At 68.3% G+C, this 3,249-nt stretch carries 3 protein-coding genes and 1 pseudogene; all 4 read left to right on the top strand.

All coding sequences use genetic code 11. The features are described 5' to 3' along the window. A partial coding sequence (ribD, locus tag ACIQ7H_RS22170) for a bifunctional diaminohydroxyphosphoribosylaminopyrimidine deaminase/5-amino-6-(5-phosphoribosylamino)uracil reductase RibD (protein WP_395795663.1) occupies positions 1 to 1,056 on the top strand: 1,056 nt, incomplete at its 5' end. A gap of 224 nt (positions 1,057 to 1,280) precedes the next feature. After that, on the top strand, positions 1,281 to 1,922 hold the full coding sequence (locus ACIQ7H_RS22165; protein ID WP_395795661.1) for a riboflavin synthase: 642 nt from the start codon (positions 1,281 to 1,283) through the stop codon (positions 1,920 to 1,922). Positions 1,923 to 2,039: 117 nt separating this feature from the next. Next, a pseudogene (ribB, locus tag ACIQ7H_RS22160) lies at positions 2,040 to 2,504 on the top strand (3,4-dihydroxy-2-butanone-4-phosphate synthase); the annotation flags it as partial. A 288-nt stretch (positions 2,505 to 2,792) separates the two neighbouring features. Further along, on the top strand, positions 2,793 to 3,249 hold a 457-nt coding region (locus ACIQ7H_RS22155), incomplete at its 3' end, for a c-type cytochrome (RefSeq protein ID WP_395795659.1).

Below are 3,249 nucleotides of genomic sequence, written 5' to 3'. Positions count from 1 at the left end.
TTGGCCGAGCGTGGATTGTTCACCACGCAACCGAATCCGCGGGTCGGCTGCGTGATCGCGCGCGGGGCTGAAGTGCTGGGTGAGGGCTGGCATATCCGCGCCGGTGGGCCACATGCCGAGGTGCATGCGCTGCAGGCGGCGGGCGAGGGTGCGCGTGCGGCGACCGCCTACGTCACCCTTGAGCCCTGCGGACTGCACGGACGCACGCCGCCCTGTGCCGATGCCCTGATCGCGGCCGGCGTAGCGCGGGTGGTGATCGCCTGCGAGGACGCCTTTCAGCGCGAGGGCGGGGCGGTGCAGCGGATGCGCTACGCGGGGATCGATGTGGTGTCCGGGCTGATGCGCGAGGCGGCGCGCGAGTTGAACATCGGCTTCTTCAAGCGCGTTGAGCAGGGCCGGCCCTTCGTGCGCCTGAAGCTTGCCGCGAGCCTGGATGGCCGCACCGCGCTGGCCTCGGGCGAGTCGAAATGGATCACCGGAGCGGCCGCGCGCGCCGACGTGCAGCGCTGGCGCGCACGCAGCAGCGCCATCCTCACCGGCAGCGGTACCGCGCTGGCCGACGATCCACAGCTGACGGTGCGGCTGGAGGAGATCGAGTTTCGCCCGCCGCTGCGCGTGCTGCTGGACCGCGCGCTGGCCTTGCCCCACAGCGCGCGCCTGCTCAGCGATGGCGCGGCGCAAACGCTCGTGTTTCACGCCGACGCCATTGAGCCCCCGGCACCGTGCGCGCCGCAGGTGGAGTTCCAGGCGGTGCCGGTCGGTGTCGATGGGCTGGCGCTGGACGCGGTGCTGGCCGAACTGGCGCGGCGTGGCGTCAACGAACTGCTGGTCGAATGTGGGCCGCGGCTGGCGGGTGCGCTGATGCGCCAACAGCTGGTCGACGAATTGCTGTTGTATCAGGCGCCCCTGCTGCTGGGCGGCGACGCGCGGCCCTTGTTCGACGCGCTGGGTATGCAAAAGCTGGCTGATCTCCCTGAGTTTGTGGTGCTGGACAGTCGGCAGGTCGGGCGAGATCTGCGGCTGCGGCTGCGGACAGTGTTGTCAGATGGTGCATGAGCCAGGTGAGCGGAGGCCTCAACGCGGTTTGCGTCTCGCGCGGTTCGTTGCAGCGGTGGGTCGAGACCCACCCTATGCATGCGCGCAGATTCCCGCCAGTTCCCCATCCCGGTTGCTGAGGCGTACAGGCAAACCCCAGTCGCCGCATCGCGACCTCGAATCCCCAATCCCCAATCCCCAATCCCCAATCCCCAATCCCCAATCCCCAATCCCGGCCCAAACCCATGTTCACCGGCATCATTGAATCCATCGGCCGCATCCGCGCGCTGGAACCCCTCGGCGGCGATGTCCGTCTGCATATCGACACCGGCACGCTCGACATGGGTGATGTGGTGCTCGGCGAGAGCATCGCCGTCAGCGGCGTGTGCCTGACCGTGATTGCGTTCGACGCCGCCAGCTTCGCGGCCGACGTGTCGACGGAAACCCTGTCGCGCACCACGCTCGGCGGGCTCACGCCCGGCGCGCCGGTCAACCTGGAGCGCGCGATGCGCGCCGACGGACGCTTCGGTGGCCACATGGTCAGCGGGCATGTCGATGGCGTCGGCGAGGTGGTGTCGATCAGCGCTGACGCGCGCTCGCAGCGCTGGCGCTTCCGCGTGCCGGCCGCGCTCAGCCGCTACATCGCCGAGAAGGGCTCGGTCTGCATCGAAGGCACCAGCCTCACCGTCAACGCTGTCGACGCCGACCACTTCGAAGTCAACCTCGTCCCGCACACCGTGGCCCACACCAACTTCGGCGCGCTGGGTGCCGGCGCACGGGTGAATATCGAGGTGGATCTGGTGGCGCGGTATCTTGAGCGGCTGGTTGCCGCTCGGGATTCGGGATTGGGGATTCGGGATTCGTCAGAAGCCCGCCAGTCCGACTGAACGGAACCCCCGTTCTCGCGTCTTCGATTCCGTGCAGATGATCGAAGCGCGGCGACGGACGCACCTCGCCCCGCTCCGACGAATCCCGAATCCCCAATCACGAATCCCGGCCCATAAATGCCCTTCGCCCCCATCCCCGAACTCCTCGAAGAAATCCGCGCCGGCCGCATGGTCGTTATCGTCGATGACGAAGACCGCGAGAACGAAGGTGACCTGATCATGGCGGCCGAGCTGGTGCGGCCGCAGGACATCAACTTCATGGTCACCCACGCGCGCGGTCTGGTCTGTCTGAGCCTGACCCGCGAGCGCTGCCAGCAGCTGGCGTTGCCGCCGATGGTGGTCGACAACAACTCGCCCTACCGCACCAACTTCACCGTCTCGATCGAGGCGGCCGAGGGCGTGACCACCGGCATTTCCGCCTACGACCGCGCCCACACCATCCGCACCGCCGTGAAGCCCGATGCGCGCGCCGCCGATCTGCGCCAGCCGGGTCACATCTTCCCGCTGATGGCCCAGCCCGGCGGCGTGCTGACCCGCACCGGCCACACCGAAGCCGCCTCGGACCTGCCGCGCTTGGCCGGCCCACACCGGCTCAGGCAGGAGGCCGGTCGGCACCCGGGTGAACTTGGAAGTCGACGTCGTGGCGCGCTATGTTGCCCGCCTCGCAGAGACCGAGGGCTGGACCTGACGGGCCTCGGGGCGACCACCGCTCTCTCCGCAATCGAATCGCAACAGCGCACCAATCGTCCTGCGTCTTTGGCGCCGCACGCTCGTCTCTGGGCTTCCGGCGAAGTCCGGCCCTGAGGGCCGAACGTCGGACGACCACGGTGCCGGCCCGTTGTCCGGTAGCGAAAGCAAGGGAGAGAGTCGATGAAAGCAAATCGATTGTTTGGCCCGTTGGTCTTGGTCGCCCTTTCCAGCACCTTTCTGGCCGTTGCTTCGGGCGCCTCGGCCCAAGCGGGCTCCACTCCGGCCGATCCGGTCGACCAGGTCGAGGCAAGAAAGGCCAACTTCAAGACGCTTGGGCGGGCGATGAATACCCTCGATACGTTCGTCAAGGGCGAGGGCGGCACGGCCGAGGACGCCCGAGCGGCGGCGGCCACCCTTGCAGAGACGGGGCGCCGCATTGGTGACTGGTGGCCCGAAGGAACGGCTGTCGGCGTTGGTGATAGCGAAGCCAAACCCGAAATCTGGACGAACAAGGCGGAGTTCCTCGCCCTCCAGAAGCGCTTTGAGGCGACACTCCCCGGTCTGGTGCAGGCCGCCGCCACGGGCGATCGGGCCCGCATCGGCGCGGCCCTCAATGCCGTGGGCCGCGAGTGCGGGG

Source organism: Aquimonas sp. (assembly GCF_044377145.1).
Lineage (GTDB): Bacteria > Pseudomonadota > Gammaproteobacteria > Xanthomonadales > Xanthomonadaceae > Aquimonas.
Note: the sequence above shows the minus strand (reverse complement) of the source record. Positions and strands in the feature narration are given on the sequence as shown.